Annotated in this window: 22 protein-coding genes and 1 pseudogene; 12 read left to right on the top strand and 11 right to left on the bottom strand. The window is 62.4% G+C overall.

Going from position 1 to position 18,240, the window contains the following annotated elements; genetic code table 11:
• The first annotated feature begins 22 nt into the window (after positions 1–22).
• On the top strand, positions 23–412 hold the full coding sequence (locus tag E3O19_RS18065) for an alcohol dehydrogenase catalytic domain-containing protein (protein WP_198413861.1): 390 nt from the start codon (positions 23–25) through the stop codon (positions 410–412).
• Between the two features lie 33 nt (positions 413–445).
• Positions 446–931, top strand: coding sequence for a zinc-binding dehydrogenase (locus E3O19_RS18060; protein ID WP_198413860.1), 486 nt, complete (start codon positions 446–448; stop codon positions 929–931).
• Between the two features lie 103 nt (positions 932–1,034).
• Here E3O19_RS18060 and E3O19_RS05435 read toward each other — a convergent pair whose 3' ends face one another.
• Complete coding sequence (locus tag E3O19_RS05435; protein ID WP_134565934.1) at positions 1,035–1,370, bottom strand: transposase; 336 nt, start codon at positions 1,368–1,370, stop codon at positions 1,035–1,037.
• Between the two features lie 26 nt (positions 1,371–1,396).
• Between E3O19_RS05435 and E3O19_RS05430 the strand changes: the two genes are divergently transcribed.
• The 3 genes from E3O19_RS05430 (at position 1,397) to E3O19_RS05425 (ending at position 3,364) form a co-directional block, all read left to right on the top strand.
• A complete protein-coding gene (locus E3O19_RS05430) occupies positions 1,397–1,810 on the top strand; it encodes a DUF1003 domain-containing protein (RefSeq protein ID WP_134565932.1) in 414 nt (137 codons plus the stop codon).
• A 1,010-nt stretch (positions 1,811–2,820) separates the two neighbouring features.
• Entirely contained in the window at positions 2,821–2,985 is a 165-nt protein-coding gene (locus E3O19_RS17700; RefSeq protein WP_166804476.1) for a hypothetical protein, read from the top strand.
• Between the two features lie 67 nt (positions 2,986–3,052).
• Positions 3,053–3,364: an NADPH-dependent FMN reductase gene (locus E3O19_RS05425; RefSeq protein ID WP_134565930.1), complete on the top strand. Its 312-nt coding sequence runs from the start codon at positions 3,053–3,055 to the stop codon at positions 3,362–3,364.
• A 235-nt stretch (positions 3,365–3,599) separates the two neighbouring features.
• Here E3O19_RS05425 and E3O19_RS05420 read toward each other — a convergent pair whose 3' ends face one another.
• From E3O19_RS05420 to E3O19_RS05410, 3 genes are read right to left on the bottom strand one after another with little or no spacing between them, the layout of a single operon-like run.
• Positions 3,600–4,061: a nuclear transport factor 2 family protein gene (locus E3O19_RS05420; protein ID WP_134565928.1), complete on the bottom strand. Its 462-nt coding sequence runs from the start codon at positions 4,059–4,061 to the stop codon at positions 3,600–3,602.
• Positions 4,062–4,076: 15 nt separating this feature from the next.
• On the bottom strand, positions 4,077–5,018 hold the full coding sequence (locus tag E3O19_RS05415; protein WP_241981215.1) for a pyridoxamine 5'-phosphate oxidase family protein: 942 nt from the start codon (positions 5,016–5,018) through the stop codon (positions 4,077–4,079).
• Between the two features lie 23 nt (positions 5,019–5,041).
• Positions 5,042–5,605: a carboxymuconolactone decarboxylase family protein gene (locus E3O19_RS05410; RefSeq protein WP_134565926.1), complete on the bottom strand. Its 564-nt coding sequence runs from the start codon at positions 5,603–5,605 to the stop codon at positions 5,042–5,044.
• A 175-nt stretch (positions 5,606–5,780) separates the two neighbouring features.
• Here E3O19_RS05410 and E3O19_RS05405 point away from each other — a divergent pair, with 175 nt between their 5' ends.
• Positions 5,781–6,335 (top strand): CGNR zinc finger domain-containing protein, encoded by a 555-nt coding sequence (locus E3O19_RS05405; RefSeq protein WP_198413859.1) that lies wholly within the window; start codon positions 5,781–5,783, stop codon positions 6,333–6,335.
• Between the two features lie 94 nt (positions 6,336–6,429).
• On the opposite strand, the gene E3O19_RS05400 is transcribed toward E3O19_RS05405, so the two are convergent.
• From E3O19_RS05400 to E3O19_RS05390, 3 genes are all read right to left on the bottom strand, one after another.
• Positions 6,430–6,987: a DMT family transporter gene (locus E3O19_RS05400; protein WP_241981214.1), complete on the bottom strand. Its 558-nt coding sequence runs from the start codon at positions 6,985–6,987 to the stop codon at positions 6,430–6,432.
• The gene (locus E3O19_RS05395) at positions 6,984–7,514 is read right to left on the bottom strand and encodes a TetR/AcrR family transcriptional regulator (protein ID WP_241981220.1); all 531 of its coding nucleotides are present in this window, start codon (positions 7,512–7,514) and stop codon (positions 6,984–6,986) included. Before E3O19_RS05395 ends, E3O19_RS05400 begins: the two co-directional genes overlap by 4 nt.
• Before the next feature lie 156 nt (positions 7,515–7,670).
• Positions 7,671–8,516 carry an NAD-dependent epimerase/dehydratase family protein gene (locus tag E3O19_RS05390; protein ID WP_134565919.1) on the bottom strand — a complete coding sequence of 282 codons (846 nt, stop codon included), beginning with the start codon at positions 8,514–8,516 and terminating at the stop codon, positions 7,671–7,673.
• 78 nt (positions 8,517–8,594) lie between these two features.
• Between E3O19_RS05390 and E3O19_RS05385 the strand changes: the two genes are divergently transcribed.
• Complete coding sequence (locus tag E3O19_RS05385; protein ID WP_166804475.1) at positions 8,595–9,071, top strand: GNAT family N-acetyltransferase; 477 nt, start codon at positions 8,595–8,597, stop codon at positions 9,069–9,071.
• 131 nt (positions 9,072–9,202) lie between these two features.
• Here E3O19_RS05385 and E3O19_RS05380 read toward each other — a convergent pair whose 3' ends face one another.
• Positions 9,203–9,580: a hypothetical protein gene (locus tag E3O19_RS05380; RefSeq protein ID WP_134565917.1), complete on the bottom strand. Its 378-nt coding sequence runs from the start codon at positions 9,578–9,580 to the stop codon at positions 9,203–9,205.
• 574 nt (positions 9,581–10,154) lie between these two features.
• On the opposite strand from E3O19_RS05380, the gene E3O19_RS05375 reads away from it, so the two are divergent.
• The gene (locus tag E3O19_RS05375; protein WP_174776899.1) at positions 10,155–10,493 is read left to right on the top strand and encodes a hypothetical protein; all 339 of its coding nucleotides are present in this window, start codon (positions 10,155–10,157) and stop codon (positions 10,491–10,493) included.
• A 258-nt stretch (positions 10,494–10,751) separates the two neighbouring features.
• On the opposite strand, the gene E3O19_RS05370 is transcribed toward E3O19_RS05375, so the two are convergent.
• On the bottom strand, positions 10,752–11,792 hold the full coding sequence (locus tag E3O19_RS05370) for an ROK family protein (RefSeq protein WP_134565997.1): 1,041 nt from the start codon (positions 11,790–11,792) through the stop codon (positions 10,752–10,754).
• A gap of 459 nt (positions 11,793–12,251) precedes the next feature.
• Between E3O19_RS05370 and E3O19_RS05365 the strand changes: the two genes are divergently transcribed.
• Positions 12,252–15,035 carry a glycoside hydrolase family 3 protein gene (locus E3O19_RS05365; protein WP_166804474.1) on the top strand — a complete coding sequence of 928 codons (2,784 nt, stop codon included), beginning with the start codon at positions 12,252–12,254 and terminating at the stop codon, positions 15,033–15,035.
• Positions 15,036–15,563: 528 nt separating this feature from the next.
• Here E3O19_RS05365 and E3O19_RS05360 read toward each other — a convergent pair.
• Both E3O19_RS05360 and E3O19_RS17695 read right to left on the bottom strand, forming a co-directional pair.
• Positions 15,564–16,223 (bottom strand): hypothetical protein, encoded by a 660-nt coding sequence (locus E3O19_RS05360; protein WP_134565913.1) that lies wholly within the window; start codon positions 16,221–16,223, stop codon positions 15,564–15,566.
• Between the two features lie 16 nt (positions 16,224–16,239).
• The gene (locus tag E3O19_RS17695) at positions 16,240–16,410 is read right to left on the bottom strand and encodes a hypothetical protein (RefSeq protein ID WP_166804473.1); all 171 of its coding nucleotides are present in this window, start codon (positions 16,408–16,410) and stop codon (positions 16,240–16,242) included.
• 271 nt (positions 16,411–16,681) lie between these two features.
• On the opposite strand from E3O19_RS17695, the gene E3O19_RS05355 reads away from it, so the two are divergent.
• The 3 genes and pseudogenes from E3O19_RS05355 (at position 16,682) to E3O19_RS18250 (ending at position 18,128) form a co-directional block, all read left to right on the top strand.
• Positions 16,682–17,428 carry a hypothetical protein gene (locus tag E3O19_RS05355; protein WP_166804472.1) on the top strand — a complete coding sequence of 249 codons (747 nt, stop codon included), beginning with the start codon at positions 16,682–16,684 and terminating at the stop codon, positions 17,426–17,428.
• Positions 17,425–17,670: pseudogene (locus E3O19_RS18780) on the top strand (RNA polymerase sigma factor); the annotation flags it as partial. The gene E3O19_RS05355 and the pseudogene E3O19_RS18780, both read left to right, overlap by 4 nt.
• 140 nt (positions 17,671–17,810) lie before the next feature.
• Positions 17,811–18,128, top strand: coding sequence for a hypothetical protein (locus tag E3O19_RS18250; protein ID WP_241981213.1), 318 nt, complete (start codon positions 17,811–17,813; stop codon positions 18,126–18,128).
• Positions 18,129–18,240: the final 112 nt, after the last annotated feature.

Genomic DNA, 18,240 nt, shown 5'->3' with positions numbered 1-18,240 from the left:
CAGCGTTTGACCGCCGATCAACATGAGGGCCGTCGTCTACGACCGGTACGGCCCTCCCGACGTACTGAGGGTCGAGGAGGTTCCGTTGCCGTCGCCGGGCGCGAACCAGGTGCTCGTCGAAGTCGCGGCCACATCCGTTAATCTCTCGGACTTGGAGGGGCTCCGGGGATCTCCGATGTATGCGCGGATCGGAGGGCTACGCGCCCCGGCGCGACGAGTGCGCGGCTCCGACATCGCCCGACGTGTCGCAGCCGTCGGCTCCGGCACCACTAGGTTCCGCCTGGGCGATGAGGTGTATGGCGACAATCTGGGGCTCAAGGGCGGTTTCGCCGAGTACGCGGTGGCGCCCGAAACGGCTCTCGCGCACACGCCTGCGGAGTCGACGTTCGCCCAGGCCTCGACGCTGCCCTAGTCGGGCTCGATCGCGCTTCAGGGAACCGCCGGAGTGATCCGCGGGCAGCGCGTGCTGATCAACGGGGCCGATGGCGGTGCCGGCTCGTTCGCCATCCAGTTCGCCACGCTCTCCGGGGCGCACGTGACCGAGGTCGATAACACGGGCAAGCGCGATTTCATGCGACAGCTCGGCGCTGACGAAGTGGTCGACTATCACACCTCGGACTTCACCCGGCTCGGACCATACGACCTCGTTCTCGATCTCGTCGCGAACGGATCCGTGTTCGCCTACCGGCGGGCGCTCTCTCGTGGCGGCCGCTGTCTCTGCGTCGGCGGAACCATGCGAACGCTGCTGAGCGTCGCGACGGTCGGGGCCGCGCTCGGATGGCTCACCGGGCGCCGGCTTGGGGTCCTCGTGGCGCGGCAGGGGCCCACCCGCAACCGCTATGCGTTGCTCATACCAGCCGATCGCTTCGGCTTCTTCGGAGAGGCTCGCGCACATCCTCAGAAGGTGCGTACCTCAGGAGAAAGTTCCTGAGGCGGCTCATGATATTGATCGGTGGGCACAATCTCTTCCCGTTTCCGCCGGGAACCTTCCGACGAGTCGCCGAGTACGCCTAAAACCGTCTGCTTGAGAGTGATCATCTGAAACCACCGGGAGGAGCAGCAGTTTCGGGACGCAGTAACTCCCGGATCCACGGATACAACGTCGCCCGCGACATCCCTAAATCCCGAGCGACGTGGGTGGCAGGTTGGCCAGTTTCGAACAACTGCGTGGCGCTCTTGATCTGACGTTCCGTGAACGACCGGCGCCGCCCGCCGAGATCGAGTCCAGCCGCGCGCCGCTTCGATACCGAGTCCCTAACCCGTTCCTTTTCCCGATGGTCGACATAGCTTCGAGACGCCCCCAGCCCAGCAAATATCAATAGCCGGGATCGGCCAGCGAGACGTCTTATAACCCTCGGGTGACGACGCACGGGACTGCTGTCGGTTAGGTTGAACCATGACTGATGAAAACAAGACCTGGCACCAAAAGCACAAGGACTCGCTGACCAGGGGCCAACGGGCCGCCGACCTCATGCGGAACGGGATGGGAAGCTGGCCCTTCGTCGGAGGCTTTATTGGCTTCATGATCATCTGGGCCGCCATCAATACCTTGGTTCTTGCGTCCAAGGCCTGGGATCCCTATCCGTACATCCTGCTCAACCTCTTCCTCTCGATGCTGGCCGGGCTACAGGGCGCCATTCTGCTCATCGCCGCAAAGCGCCAGGATGCCATCGCCGGCGTGATGGCGCAACACGACTACGACACGAATCTGAAAGCCGAGAAGGAAATTCAGGCGCTTATGACGATCAACCGCCAACAGCTTGAGATCCTGGCCGAGCTCAAGGCTCTGGGAGACACCCCGCGGACTTGACAGCCACTCCATCCGCGCCACCCAGACCGTCGCCGTCGAAAGCCTCACCGCGGCGATCGGATTCGTCAGCGAAGGGTGAACCAACGCTGCCGCGGAGACCGTCGTGGGGCTATCCGAGAACGAAGCAATCGGCAAGGACTTGCCTTGCGCAACGGCACTGAAGGGGGCTGCCGAACGTCGGACGGATCGTCTTCGATTTGGTCAGCTGGTACAACAACGCCCGCCTCCACAGCTTCCTTCGGCGAAACCAGCCGTTTGAAACCCAGGATGCCTCAGGGTGAGGGCCGTAACTCATCTGGCAGCTGAACGCGGAAATGCCAGCGACGCTATTTCGAAATGGAATAGTGGAGATTGTTTCGGAAGAGCGTTCCTCGGGCGGCGTCGACGACCTCGGGTCTCAGCGTGTCGAGCTGATTGACCACCTGGATGCGTTCGCACTGTGTGACAAACCGGTCGACACGGCGGAATATGCAGCGTCACCAGTCCGGATCAGGAACATTCGCGTCCGCAGTTGCTGCAGGTAGTCGCCGAAGTGCTCGGGAGTCCAGTGACGTCCCGAGACGAGTAGCGTGAAGTGCTCGAATCCGGCGTTGGCCCAGACGATGTCGGCCACGTACTGGTTCGTGAGCTCGGGTCGCAGCTCTCCAGTATTTCTGAGGTCTGCCGCGAGCTCGAGCATGTTCGCAGCTCGGCTGGAACAGATCTCGGTGTCGAGGCTCGCGCACTCTGGATCGGTCCGTGTCGCGTAGGGCTTTCAAACTAGGTGCGGTGCGGGGGCTCAGCGCCGCGACGGCATCGGCATAGATGCGAATCTTGGCGTCTGCCCCGGCGGCGGCGAGCATGCGCCGCACATAATCCCGCGCCTCCGCAACCACGGTGTTGTCCCTTCCCGAGATTGCCGACTCGACCACCTCGCGCAGCATGAGTACCGAAGGGTGAGGGAGCACCTCGGCCCTGTTCCGCTCGCGGGCAAATTGCTCCACCTCTGCAAGCGATGGGAGGACGGCGGATTGCGGTACATCGATGTCTGGGACTCCGAACAGAACTATAGCCGGGCTTTCGCCGACCGCATCCACAAGGCCGTTGATTCGGCCTTCGGCGGGGCTCGCCCCCGCACCGGGACGAAGGTGTGGGTGCTCAACGTGCTCGAGATCACCGGATCAGTCAACTCGTGACTGTGCTGGCATCCGTCTCCGTCGCGCAATCGAGGCTGTGTCCTCGGTGCTGAAGATTGGATGAATCATGAGACTCGTGCTTGTTTCGGGCAGTACTCGGAAATCATCGACCAACAACGCCGCGTTGGCAACCGTGCGCCAACTAGCGCCGGTGGGCTCTGCCGCAATTCTGTATCAAGGCCTGTCTGCATTGCCCTCATTCAACCCGGACGACGACCGCGACCCTGTCCCGGCCGCGGTTGCCGAGCTGCGGGAGCAGATCAGTCACGCCGATGCCATGTTGTTCAGCACGCCCGAATACGCCGGCACCTTGCCTGGCAGTTTCAAGAACCTCCTCGATGGCCTGCATCGACCTTCCCCTTGCTCGGGACATGGTTGAGTCGGGGATTGTCGCGTCGCTGCTCGAACGCGACGCCCTGGCCCGCTGGTGGGCCACGATGCACGGTCAACTGGAGAAGTCCGAGTAAGCACGTTTCTCGACGGCCAGCATCGCATGTTCACTCGACATACTCGGGGCCCTGGACGCCCGCGGACTCACTGCCGGACTTTTACGTAGTCGAGCGCCAGGTCCGTTTGCGTGAGTGAGGCGTACGATTTCTCCCCGTTCATGGCGGTCACCAGACGGGGAAGTCGACACCGAGTTCGGATGGCGGACGGGGTCCGAAGATACGACGCTCGGTCTCGGCGATCCGGTGGTCGTTGATGGATGCCTCGCGGCGGCTCATCAGGCCGTTGGACTCGAACTCCCACAGTTCGTTGCCGTAGCTGCGCCACCACTGGCCGCGGTCATCGTGCCATTCGTACTGGAAGCGGACGGCGATGCGGTTCTCGCGGAAGCCCCACAGTCCCTTGCGGAGTGCATAGTCGTGCTCGCGTTGCCATTTCGCGGTGAGGAGCTCGATGACGGCCGGACGGCCGATGACGTGCACGTCGCGGTTGCGCCACACCGAGTCCGGTGTATATGCGAGGGCGACCTTCTTGGGGTCGCGGCTGTTCCAACCGTCTTCGGCTGCCTGTACCTTCTGGAGCGCAGTGTTCAGGTCGAAAGGCGGGAACGGAGGGCGGGATTCGGTCATCGAAACGTGTCCTTGTCAATCGGTCAGTGCGGGGTTGCTCGGATAGGGCTTGTGGGCAGTCTCCCGAGCAGGGAACAAATGTCCAGCCACGAGGCGCTGCAGGGTGAACCGTGCAATTCGGCCGGTGTGTCCGTCGTCTCCGGGCCGGTCGGGTTCTCCCCATTCAATCTCGGTCGTGCCGGACAGGTGCAGGGTCCGTCCGGTGGCAAAATCGAAGAACAACAGGGCGGCTTCGGGATTCAGGGCGAGGTTGCCGAAGCTGTTGAAGAGATTGTTGCCCGGGTAGTCGGGCCACCACAGCCCGTGCTCGTCGACGCGTACGACCCCGGGTGGGCCGCCGCGGTGGGACGCGTCGGCTCCCCGATCGGGGTTCGCGGTGCCGAGGAAGAACGTATCGGCGCCTCGGATGAGCTCGCGATCTTCCGGCCCGAGTGTGGTCCCGTGTCGGATGTGATCGCGGTTGGCCCGGTTGAAGTTGGCGGTTGCAAGAAGGCGTTGATGAATGTACTTCGGGCAGTTGCCGTAGGCCTGCTCGACCTCAATGAGAAAAAGATTGCCGCTACTCAGGATGAGCATGCCGTTGATGCGCACCCGGCGCCGGGTGGCGAATTCTACCGTTGTCATTCCCACCTTCTGGCCTGCGGGCAGCCCGTGGAGTGGGTCTCCAGCGGGGATCACGGCATGGATCGCGACGGTGGTGTCGGACTGCACCTCAAGGAACCCGCGTTGGCCGACCAGAGGGGACGTCCAGAGCTGTCCTGCGGCGTCCCTCCCGGAGATGACGAGGAACGTTCGGTCGCTGAGGAATCTTGAGATGCCTCCCGTCAGGGCGACGGGTTCGAGCATTCGGGACAGCCGGGCCGCATCTTGTTCGACCCCGGCTTTGCGCTGCACGGCAAGCTCGCCGGCATGGAAGCCCACGTCGGCGAGCTGCTGCGTCCCTGTAATCGTCATCATCTCGGTGAAGCTCCAGTGGAGGCCTACAGCCCGACGACGGGCCAGTCGTTCTCTACATTGGCGAGCACGTTGAAGTAGTTGGTCAGGATATTCAGCGCGAGGTTGGCGACCAGCTCGCCGATCTCGGGGTCGGTCACGCCGGCGGTGCGGGCCGCTGCGATCGCATCGTCGTCCACGTCGCCCGCGTTCTCGGCGATCGTGTTGGAGAGCTTCAGCAGCGCGGCCACATGAGGGTCGCTCGACTCGGCGCGGCGCGCGGAATCCAGCTCGGTGGAATCCACCTTGGCGATATTGCGGCCGATATAGGTGTGGGCGGAGAGGCAATACTCACATCCGTTCAGCTGCGCGGTGGAGATCGCAAGGCGCTCACGCACCGCCGCGGGAAGGCTGCCAGATGCGACCGCAGAGGAAAGCGCGAGGTAGCCCTTGAGCAGCGCGGGGCTGTTGGCCATGACCTTCGTCATGTTCGGAACGAGTCCCAGTCCCTTCTGGACCTGGTCGAGCAACTCCTTGGCCACACCTGTGGCGGTCTCAGGCTGGATGGGGGCAAGGGTGGCGCGGGTGGTGGTGGCGGCGGCGGCGGTCATGTGCTTCTGTCTCCTATTTTGTCTCACGGATGAACTTGTGTACTTCCGTTAGAAGTTATAACACGATTGTTCTAACGCATGCAAGTAGATTCTTCCGTGATAGATTGGCTTTATGGAAAAGAGAGGGTCACAGCGCACTTGGGTCCTTGCGGAAGAACCGACACCGGTGCGATTGATGGCGACTATCTGGGCGGACACGGAGGGTCTGCACGATGACTTCGCGGCCCCGTCGGACGTGGACTCATGGCTGGATGCTGTCGGCGTCGACCTTGAGGGTGTCACGGCCACGCAGGAGGAATTCCAGAGTGCACTGGATCTGCGAGACGCGGTGCGCAGACTGGCAGCCCACGTCACCGACGATCAGCGTTCCGAGGCAGCATCGACCGTGGCACACGTGGATGATGCTGCCCGAATTGTAAACGCGACGGCCAGCGAGCGTACGATCCCGCTGCTGCGGCTCAATGACGGTCGTCTCGAACTTGCGGCCGATTCCGTAGCGTCACCGGTGGGTGCCGGCCTGGCCGAAGTGGCCTATGAAGCCCAGCATCTACTTGGCGCGAACGGCTCCCAGCTGCGAGCTTGCTACGCGCCAGGCTGCGTGCTCTACTTCTTGAAAACACACCCACGACGGGAATGGTGCTCTGTTGCCTGCGGCAACCGCGCCCGCGCGGCACGGCACTACCAGTCAATACGTTCCGCGCGCGTCGGACTGGAGCGCGCGAGCCGCTGACGCACGCGCGATCCGTGAACTCCTTCTCGACGATCAAGAAGGCGGGAGTGCGATATGCAGGCCCGCCTTCGACCGGCGGTGTCGGCATGAATGCCTATCGTTCATGCACGAGATACGTGATGGGCCGGTCATCGTTCCGGCGGGAGCGAATGATCCGATCGTTGCGCAGCGGCCATCGGAAAGTGAGCACTATCAAGCTGCTGACGATAAGGCCTACCCCCGCCCATCCCAGGGTTGGGAGCCGTTCCCCCACGATTACGACGGCGAGCAGGGCCGCGACGACGGGCTCGACGAGGGTGAGGACGATCGCTGTGCTGGCGCGCACCCGGGCGAGGCCCATTCCGAAGAGGACGTAGCCGGCGAACATCGGTATGACGGCCAGGTAAATCCCCACGGATGCAGTAGACCACGAGGAAAGAATGGGGAAACCCGTGGCTAAAGCGACGGGCATTAGAAGCACCCCGGCGACGCCAAAAATCAAGCCCATCGCGGGACGTGCCGGAACGCCGGTCTCGATGACGCGGTGCGCGGCCCATGAATACAGGGCGTAGGTGAGCCCAGCGAACAGGCCAAGACAGGTACCCAGCTCAGAATCGAAGGCGCGCCTTGCTGCGGGAGTCACCGACTCGGGGTAACCGAACGACTGCTTCACAATCCGTCGCCCAGCTCGAGAGCGAGCTGTTTGGCGACCTTGAGTTTGCGGCCATCGCCGGCGAGACCCGCCATAGAGCCTTCCAGAAGAAACGAGAGATGTCGGGTGAGCTTGTTGATACGGTCGCCAGCGTCAAGAGCAGCCAGATGTGAGCGAAGGGTGTTCTCGACCACGTCCTTGTGGCAACGAACAAGTGCCCGGCCAGCATGCCCGGCGGGAAGCTCGGCGGCCGCATTGAGTTGGCCGCAGCCGCGGAACCCGTTCTCGTACGCCAGTTCTGTATGGTCCAGGTGCGCATCGACAACAGCGCCAATAAGTGCTCTGCTCCCCGATACCGCTTTCGCGCGATCGGCGTAGAGTCCTAACCAGTCTTCTTGGCGAGCTTGAAGATATGCCTCGACGAGATCCGCTTTAGAATCGAAGTTGTTGTAGAGGCTCATCTTGGCAACACCGGCGTCCACGGTGATGGTGTCAATACCGGTCGCAGCGATCCCGTCCGCGGAGAAACGGCGAGCCGCTGCGTCCAGGAGGCACCCACGCGCTGAGCCTCGCCGTCCGTGCGGATCTGAATCCGGCGTCGCCGCGTGACTCCTAGATAGGTAGATCCACCTATTTTTTAGGCTGTTCGTCGTCAGAACGGAACCGTCAAAAGACGGGCGCCCACAAGCAGGCTCTGAGTTTCATCACTCATGGCGTGTCCCTCTGCTCTCGAGGATGGCGCGGTAGCCCTCGCGATAGCTCGGGTAGGTGAAGCCGAATCCCGTGTCGAGCAGACGCTGATTGCGGAGGCGTTTGTCGCCGCCGCGCCGACTGTTGGTCTCCACGACGATCGGCACCGGCAGACCAAGCTCGCCGGCGAGAAAGTTCAGCACATCAATGCCGACGACCGGGGCGCTGTCCACACCGATGTAGAGCTGAGCCGGCGGTTCCACACGCGTCATCAGGTGCACGATCGCGGCTGACGCATCGTCACGATGGATGCGGTTCGTGTGACGTGACAGCGCCGACACCGTGGCGCGTCCCGCGCGCACCTGAGTGATCAGTCGTTCTCTGCCTGGTCCGTAGATGCCGGCCAATCGGAGCACGACGGCCTCTGGAATGCGTGTGTGCAGCATCCGTTCTGACGCCAGCAGGACGGCCGCGGTACCCGGTCGGGGATTCGTCGGCGTCAGCTCGTCGACCCAGCTGCCGTCGTTCACGTCGTAGACGGCCGTTGATGACACCAGCAGCACGCGTCGCGGCGTGACCGGGGCCTCGTCGAGGGCATCGAGGAGGTTGCGCAGCCCGTTGACATAGGCCGTCGTGTACGACTCCGGCGTGAGGCTGTCGGCGGCAAGCGCCACGATGACGATCTCGGTGCCCAGTGGCACGACCGGCTTCTCCAAGCTGAGGTCGATCGACCTCCCCGAGATGGCCGAGGGTAGCCGGGAAGCGTCGCGGCGCAGGCCCACCACGTCGTGCCCGAGTTCCACGAAGCGCAGACCGACCTCGGTGCCGAGGTCACCGCATCCCGCAATGAGTACCGTCATATCTCTCCTCCGGTCGCCCGGGCCTCGCCTGCCTGGCCGAAGGTCGGTGACACGGCAGCAAGAACGTACGCTCAGTGTATGAGCCTGCTGCGCCCCGCCGAACCGTCAGATATCCTCGAAATCCTTCGGCTCGTTCTCGAACTCGCCGTGTACGAGAAGGAACCAGACGTGGTCGAGGCGACCGAAGACGGATTCCGGGCGGCACTTTTCGGAGAGAGCCCGGCCGTCTTTGCGCTCGTCGTCGATGGCGCGGAAGAGGGCACCTTGGCCGGGGTGGCGATCTGGTATCTCACGTTCTCAACCTGGGAGGGCGTGCATGGAATTCACCTCGAGGACCTCTATGTGCGGCCCGCGTACCGGGGAAGTGGGTACGGCAAGGCATTGCTGGCCCGCCTGGCCGCGATCTGTGTAGAGCGCGGCTATGCCCGGCTCGAGTGGGACGTCCTGGACTGGAACGAGCCGGCAATCGGCTTCTACCAGTCGCTCGGGGCTAGCCCGCTCGATGGCTGGACCACGTATCGGCTCGACGGCGACCCCCTGCGTCACGGCGTTTAGCGTGGGGCTTCCGGCCCGCACGGGCATCGACCTCGCCGTTGTTTCGCCGGCCACCCGAGCTCGGAGTATGTGGGACCTGATCGCGCTTCTCACCGGCGATTCGGCGTCGATGCCTACCTCGGCGTTCGCCGTCATCGGGCTGACCGGGCCATATCATCTTTCGTGAAAGTGAGCACGGCCATGTTGTGCGGCAGAGCCCCGGTGGTCAGCACTCGTTCCGGACTCACGCCGTGCTCGATCGCGCGGCGGGCATTGTGCCCCCGCGCAGCTGCCGAAAGATGACCTGGTTCCAGAGTGACCCCACTGAGGTTTTCGCGAGAGCTTCGCGTCCCACGGGCGATCTCGTCGCGGATTATCTGCGTGTACCGTTCGAATTCGGTCTGGAACTCGCTCTCGCTGTCGTAGGCAGCGACGACGACGTTACGACGCTCGCGCCGTGCGAGGTCGAACCGGTAGTGATGGAGCACCCATCGCCAGATTGTGTCGTCGTTACGGTCGACCTCGGCCACTAGCCACTCCTCCTAGGTAAACACTCGTTCCGTGCTTGTGGGTAGTGGGGTGAGGACTGGTTGGAAGCCGAGGGATTCCATCCGCCGCAGCAGCCCGGATCCTGTTAGGGAGCTCCTTGAGGGGTTCGCCGCTATCTGGCCACCGAGCGTGGCCTGGTGGAAAGTTCGATAACGGCCAACGTTCGTATCGCGGAGAGTTTCTGCCGCACGTGCGGCACCCCGCTGGAGGACTTGTCGGCGAAGGAAGTCACCATTTATATTGCGCAGTTCTGCGCACGCTCCAGTGTGGGGTGGTCAAAGAAGGCGGTGACCGCGATGGCATCGTTTCTGCGGTTCCTCCACATCACCGGCGTCACTTCCCGGTCGCTGGCCGAGGCACTACCCCGGGTTGCCGGGCACCGCCACGTGGTGCGTTGTGAACTGACCGAATCGGATTTTGCCCGAATGCTGGCCGGCTGCGACTGCAGCCGAGACGTCGGGTTGCGTGACAGCGCGATCCTGGCGATCCTCTGGCGGTTGAGGCTGCGCCGCAGTGAAGTAGCCGGGTTGCGCGTTGATGACATCGACTGGCGCCATGGACTTTGCCGACCTCGACGCCCCAACCATCGGGGCGGTTTTGAGTTATCTGGAAGCGGAGCGGGGCAACAGTACACGCCGCCGAAATGCGCGCCTGGCCGCGATCCATTCCCTGTTTCGATTCGCCGCCTTGCAGCATCCCGAACACGCCGATTCGATCTCACGGGTTTTGGCGATCCCGCCGAAACGCTTCGATCACGGGATTGTGGAGTTCCTCAGCAAAGAAGAAGTGGAGGCGATCCTCGCCGTCCCCGACCGCGACACCTGGCTTGGTCGTCGCGACCACACGTTGCTGAGCCTTGCCGTTCAAACCGGAGCCGCCACGGCACCGCCCTGAGCAGCGACGCCGTCGAGTGGATGGTGAGCTGAGCAAATACGCTGCCGCTGCACAAACATGCCGGTCCGCACCCCAACTCGGCATAATCACGTCCCCCCGCTATAGCCGCTGAAAGGGTTGTCGTTTGCCCCAGGAAGACTGCCGAATGACTTCCCGCTGGCCGTGCGAAGCGCAGATAGTCCACATCCCTGGCTTCTTCCGTCGTCCGCCTCGCAGTCGCGGCCGAAACAAGCGCCGCGTGGTCGGCTTTTCCGGTCGTCAAAAAGTTGCGCGGGCAGCGAGATAAAGCGCTCCAACGAGTTCGGCTCGGCTTCCGTGTTCTGCCGCTGCAACGGTCATTCCTTGAGCTGTTGCAGGTTGCGCATACTGATCGATACCCAGTCTGATGCCGGTGAGAAGCGCAGGATTGGCCGTTCCGAGTGTGCCGCCGACCACTAGGAGACTGGGGTTGAGCAGGTTGCACAGCGAGGACAAGGCTTGACCCACAGTTCGACCGGCGTCGCTGAAGATGCGGTCCGTGATTTCGTCTGCGAAGGGGAGGCTGTCGATTCGGTCGATGGTGACGCCTTCATGACTGTGGGCTAGCTGCGCGACGACACTGTCGACTGAAACCACTGCCTCAAGACACCCTCGGCTACCGCAGCGACACAGCTCCGCGTTGTTTTCGAGACGATTGTGTCCTATCTCACCAGCTAATCCTGCTGAGCCTTTGTAGATTCGGCCTCCCAGAATGAGTGCCGCTCCGATGCCGTCGGAAATTTTCACGTAAAGAACGTCATCATGCCCGGATGCCACACCGCGACGATGTTCTCCGATCGCGCCGAGGACTGCATCATTTTCGACCCTCACGCTGTGCCCCAAGCGCCGCTGCAGCTCCGCAGCCGGATCAAGCCCGACCCAGCCCGACAAAACCGTGGGGGATCGGACCACTCCGCGTTGCGCGTCCACGGGGCCCGGGATACCCGCGACAATCGTGACAAGATCGCCGACTTCGTATTTTTTACATAACCGGTCGAGAAGCTCGCAGGCCGCATTCATTGCCTCCTGCGCGTTTATGTCGACATTCAGCAACGTCATGGCGCTCCCAATCTCCGCGCCAGAACCATCAGCCAGTGCCACGGAAATGTGCTTGTGTCCAAAATCGATACCCGCTACCCATCCCGACAATGGAGTCGGGAGCAGACGTAGAGCTGGTCGACCGCTCCCCGATCCCTTACCTTTCGCGAGAGGGTCGACCTCCACCACACGGCCTTCGCGTAAAAGCCTACGCACCAGGAACGTGACACCGCTTGGGGACATCGACGCCGATGAGGCTAGTTCTGAACGAGAAAGTCCCTCGGGGGCAAGCCGAATACGGTCGTAGAGGTCTTCAAGGGCCCTATCTCGCGGGGCGACAGCTCTGACATCGATCACCTGATCAGCATAGGCAGTATGGCGGTACTAAAAAAATCTTTTTTGCGATAAATGGCCAAAAAAAGGTAGAAATACAGTCTTTCAGGCATTGACTGACATGAAGATTCGCGCTTGACTTTCGCCAACCTCGGTTTTCGTGATTCTTCTGCGCAAAGCAGCAAAAAGACGCCGAGGATGCTTGCTTCCGGGTCGGAGACGACTCGGGAGAGCTGGATCAATCCTGTAATGGTGTCAGAGAGGACAACCGTGAATCAGATCAGCAATAAAGGGCGACGTGACAGGAGGGTCGAAAAGACCGCGCTGTCCATGTGCGCAGGGGGTATCGGCATTGCACTGGTGTTGAGTATGGCCTCAGGAACACTGGTCGCGGCCGCCGCGCAGCCAACCCCGGCGACCACCCCCGGGCTCTCACCGGCTACCGCCTCGGATGCCCCATTCACGAAGACTGTCTCATATCTTCTTTCCCAGATGACCCCGGGCGAAGAGGTTGCCGTTATCGAGCATGGCGACGATCCAGATAACCACGGCCAAGCTGGCTACCTGGCCGGGGTTCCCCGACTTGGCGTCCCCGCGATCCGGCACGCTGACGCCCTGGGCATCAACGTCTACGCCGACGGAACAGCGTTCCCCACCCGACTTGGTCTCGCCTCTTCCTTCGACCGCGATGCGTACAACGTCCTCGGTGAAGAAGTCGGAAAACAGGGGAGGGCTCTGGGCGTAGATCTCGTTTACGGTCCCCAGGTCGATATGGCGCGCTACCCTTCCTGGTCTAGGAATTTGACCACGAACGGCGAAGACGCGTACGTCTCCTCCCAATTCTCCGCGGCCGAGATCAACGGCATTCAGAGCACCGGTCTCATGTCACAGGTCAAACACGTGTCGTTCTACAACGGCCAAGATCGAGACACGCCGTCGCTGGTCGGATCACAGGCAGCCCACGAGCTTTACCTCGCACCAGCACAGTCCGCAATCCAGCAGGGCGGCGTCAGCTCGCTGATGTGCTCCTACGCGATCTTCCAGATTGTCGGCGAGCAAAGCGCACCACAGTACGCCTGCTCGAACTCCAATCTTCTCAACAACATCGTCAAGAACCAGTTCCAACTCAAGGGTTTCATCACGTCCGACTACAACGCCAGCAAGGCTACGTCGGACGTCCTCGCTGGGATGGACAATGAGTTCCGCTCCAGCTTCCTGTCGGCGTCCAAGCTGGTCCCACTCATCGACGTGACTTCATCATCGTTCAGTGCGCCATATGCCGCTGCGACGGCCAATGCGGTCGCGCGCATGCTGTACCAGTACGAGCGCTTCGGCCTGCTTGACAACAGCAAGATTCCCGCTGCCTACCAATCGGGAGTATCACAGCACGGCGATGTCACATCCACCTACAACGGCACGAGCGTTGACAAGCAGAGTGGCGGTAATGTCGCTCTGGCGCTGGCCGAGGAAAGCGGCGTTCTCCTGAAGAATGACAAGGATGCTCTTCCCCTGTCGACGAACAAAACCGTCGCTGTCGTCGGCCCCACCTCGACGCTCCTGCCCGCAAGCCCTGGCGGCGAACGAGCTCGCGGCTTTGGCGACCAGGTCCAATACACCCCGCTCAAGGCCATCACTGCGCAGGTGGGTTCGGCAAACGTCACCTCCGCACCGGGCGTGGACTGGATCGGGGACACCGTCCCCACCGCCAACCTGAGAACGACGAACGACGCAAACGCCCTGCCCGGCCTTACCCGCACGAGCACCGTCGGCTCCACGACCGTGGATAGCACCATTGACGGCCAGCAGACGACCCTTGCCAAGGGCGTCAAGTACACCTGGACCGGTTACCTGAACGTCACCACAGCCGACACCTACGGGCTGCTTCTTCAGCGGCCATACGGGATCGACACAGGCAACAAGTCGGCGTATAACGGCGGCATCCAGCAGGAGGCCAGGTTCAACGCTCCGCCGGAGCCGCTCAGCCTCAGCGTTGATGATGCTGTGCAGACGATCGTGAACCCCGGAGGAAACATCCTGCAGAACGCATTCCCAGGCGGGGAGCGAGCGTCCAATGGCCAGTACCTCGGCAAGCAGAACCTGGGTGTGAGCCTGGAACTATCGGTCGGACTGCACAAGGTCAGCTTCACCTACAAACCGACCGTCACAACACCCACGGCACCAACGGTCCGCTTCGCCTGGGCCCCCCTGGCACAGAACACAGCCAAAGCAGTCTTGGCGGCGAAGACGAACGATGAAACTGTCATTTTCGTCGATGACTCCACCCCGGGGATCAACCAGGGTGCCGGACCGAACTCGTCTACGTCGGCCGCCCTTCGGAACCTCAACAAGACGCAGGTGGAACTCATCAACACCGTGAGTGGCGCAGCCCATGCGGCCGGCCACAAAGCCGTTGTCGTCCTCAACTCCGGAACCGCCGTGGCGATGCCCTGGGTCAATAACGTCGATGCTGTCCTCGAGATGTGGTACCCGGGCGAACGGGGCGGCGAGGCAACATCCAACCTCCTCTACGGGCTGGTGAACCCATCCGGCAAACTCCCGATGACGTTCCCCAAGAACGACGACTCCACGCCCTTTTCCAGCAACCTCGAGCGCACCACCGGGACGCAGACCGGAACGGAGACCAGACCTTCAATCAAATGGACAGACGGAGTCGATGTGGGCTACCGGTGGTACACCGACCCGACGGCGAACGTAAATGGCTATAAGCCGCTTTACCCGTTCGGTTTCGGGCTCTCCTACACGACGTTCCGGTACTCCGGTCTTCACGTGAAGAACGCGGAGGACGGCGGGCTTGACGTCACGTTCAACGTCAAGAACACAGGCAAGAAGGACGGAGCAGACTCACCTCAGGTGTACATCGGAGCTTCCCCAGATCTTGCCGTGCCGACTTATGACGCCAATGGCATCGTGACTGGCGGGTTCCAACAGTCCGCACAGAAGTTGGTGCAGTTCGACCACATCCAACTGGCCGCCGGTCAGTCGAAGACGCAAACCCTCCACGTCGACCGGCAGCAGGTATCCGCCTGGGACACTGTCGGTCAGAAGTGGGTAATTGGATCGGGTGACCGAACGATCAGCCTTGGCGCCTCATCCGAAGAACTCGTTTTATCGTTCACCCGGAAAGTGCGGTAATCCGTGTTTGCTCCCACGGTGTGGCCGCGGGAGGACAACGGCTCGCGCTCGACAACGTCTCACTGATCCTCGCGTAGCTCCTGTGGCTGGGCGGCCCACGCAAAGGTCGCCCAGCCACATCATTACCTCGGGGTTGTAAGCCTCCTACCGCCGGCCCAACACGGCTCCGCCTTGGGCCGGTGTGGTCTTGACCCCGTTCGGATGACGCGTGACCGGTTGAAGGATTACCCATTGATGTCGGCGGCGAGCCGGGATCTGGCACCGAAAGTGATCATCGGAGCGGAGACGCTGCGGAACGTGGGTTACCCACTCAGGTCATGTGCGACCGCAAGCGGACGATTTCAGCTGTGAGCTTGAAGGTTCGTCCAGATTCCGCCCACGGTGAGCCAGTTCCCTTCATCTATGCCCGTGCCCCCGGTGGCGGCGTCGGTTGGTATCGAGGATCTTCAATCCGCACCGCTCGCATTTCGTCTCAGGGTGACCCCGCGTTCTCTTTCACGTCGTTGCCGTGCCTGTCGAAGAGCGCCGTTAGTCGTAGAGGTGGGGCGGTGTTTGTGGGCATTGCCTGGCGGCAAGTGGACTGGAACCGACGTGGGCGGAGACCCTCCATGCCGGGCCGTGCGGGTATTCGGCTAGGAAATTCTCGAGTGTTTCGGGTGGGTCGACTTCGATGCCGGCCGCCTCGAGGCAGGTCGTAAGCTCGGTTGTGTCGTAGGCGTAGATGTAGCGGACCTGGGATTCGTTGAGCGGCACCATGAACTTGGGGTCGTTCGGGTACTGCGTGCCGCAGGTGTAGGTGGCCAGGGCGGTCGCGTCGGCGTTCTCTGGGCTGACGTGGCCCCCCAGGCCGCCGTCTGCGGAGGCCACCGCCTCAACGCCCAGCGCGTTCATGCATTCGGCTGTCACTTCGGCCCAGTTCTCGAGGGTTGTGTACCTGACGAATGCGACGTCCGGAAAGGTGAAGCCCGGAACCGCGTCCAGAAGATTCTCTCTCAGCTGTGCCTGTTGCTGATCCGCGATGATTTTCAACTGGATCGCTGAGGCGACATCCGCCGTCGGCAGCGGAAGCGGGATGGCAGTATCGACTGTCGCGGTGGTCGCTGGGGAAGGCGTTGCAGGCGACTGCGCACCTCCGCTCAGAAGGATCACGGCCAGTGCCAGACCGGTAACGGTGAAACGTTGGTTCATGGACGTATCTCCTGGCTTAGCGGTAGAAGGGGAACGTGCCGAGAATGGTGGTGCCGTTGCTGCTGTAAAGCGGGAGGGGCTGTCCGCTGGGATACTCCGCATGGAAGTCGGCCAGCCAAGACATGAACGCATCGCCGGTCAGGCCGCTCGGGCCGGCCGTGTCCGTGGTGAGGACGTACCCCTGCACGGGTGCCCCGCCGGCGTCGATCCCGACCGCGAAGAGCAGGTCGGGCGGGGTCGTGGTGTCCGGGGCCGGTGCGAATTGATTAGAACGGGTATGAAACTAGTTGCGGGGATGGTCTCGTGTGCCGTGGCCGTGTTCAATTCTGGATGCGCCCATACTTTTTTGGAGAGAGGACACGTGGGCGGCCGGTGATACCGGGCATGATCCGGTGGACGCGCAAACGAATTTGTCACGTTTGGGCCTGAACCAGACATGAATAGGTATGGACGATCCAATGGACACGGTAGAGGCCCGCATCCGGGCGTTAGGGCAGATTCGGCTCTCCGAGGAAGCCCACGACGCGACAGACGCACTGAGCGTGATGTTTGAAGACCCAGAAGTGCGCGCCCTGGTCGAGCCAACACGTCGACGGCGCTTCAGCGCCTTGTCCCGGAGGCACCGCGTCGTGATCGGCAGCCTCGTCGCGTTGGCCGGCGTGGGCGTGGCTGTACCGGCCGTCGTCATCACTTCCTCGTTGCTCGCTCGCACCGGGGAGTTCGGTGATCCGTCGACGAGCACTGAGGTGGACGACACGGAATGGATTGCTCTCGGGGCTGCGGATGCCCCCCAAGTCGTCGTCGATGCCTACCCTGATTATCTGACGCTGCCGCAGGGAACGCCAAAGGAAATGGCCATCGCGGATGTCTCTCGCATCTTTGCGAGGATGAGTGCTGAGGCTGGCGGCCAGGCCCGGGCGCAGGAAGGTCTGATGACACAAACGTACGAAACCTTCGCGATGTGTGCGTGGACCGAAAAATGGCTGACCGCGCACAAGTCCTCCGCCAAAGCAGATGAAGCCCTCGCCACGTCCTGGCTTGGTAACTTTGACAATTTCCGGACGTTCGTAGCCAACGACGGTGGCGGCGTCAAGGATCGGCTGACGGTTGTCGCTGCCGCAGCAGTCGACGGCGATGTGGAGACCATGCAAGATTCATCCGGTGAGCTAGGTTGCGACTCGCGCCTCCGCGGGGGAAATCGGTGAGTCACGAGTCCACGGCGGAAGTGACCACTCAGGCCGACGCTGCGTGCATTGAAGCTTTCATCCGTACGGTTGCGGATGAGCTTCTCAGATACTTTGCGCGTCGCGTGTCACCTCACGAGGACGCAGCCGACTGCCTCTCCGAAACCCTCTTGGTCCTGTGGCGGCGGCGCGAGCGTCTCCCCATCGAACACCGTGAGCGGAGAGCGTGGAGCTACGGGATCGCTCATCGTGTTCTGGCCGCTCACCGGCGACACAGCGTGCGGCAGCTCTCGCTGACACACCGCCTCCGGGAAGAGCTCCGTCACCGTCCAATCGCCGCTCAATCCACTGATGACAGTGCCATAGNAGGAGGTCGTTTACCCCGGCGCAGAAACTTGATCATTTGGCCGCGTATGAGGCCGCCATCCAGAACAGCGGAGGTGGTGCCTACCTGCGGGAGCAGGGGATCTATTCCTCGCAGATCACAGAGTGGCGAAAACTCCGCGATGCCGGTGTGTTGGCGGGGAAGAAGCCCGGGGAGAGGATTGGCCGGTTGACGCCGGAGCAGGCCGAGATCGCACGGTTGCGGCGCAAGTTGGAGACGACGGAACGGCGCCTGGCGAGAACGGAGGTCGTCTTAACAATTGTGGGAAAAACACAAGAGCTGTTGGAAGATCTTTCCAGGAGCTCGCGGGACGAACGACCGCACACGAAGCCGTAATGCGCGCCTACCGGCAGATCACAGCTGCGGGCTGGCCGACCCGTGACGCGGCCGAACTCGTCGGCGTCGCCCGGGCCACGGCGACCCGGAAACCTACCGTCCCGGTGCCCGT

The organism is Cryobacterium algoritolerans (assembly GCF_004402785.1).
Taxonomy (GTDB): domain Bacteria; phylum Actinomycetota; class Actinomycetes; order Actinomycetales; family Microbacteriaceae; genus Cryobacterium; species Cryobacterium algoritolerans.
Note: the sequence above shows the minus strand (reverse complement) of the source record. Positions and strands in the feature narration are given on the sequence as shown.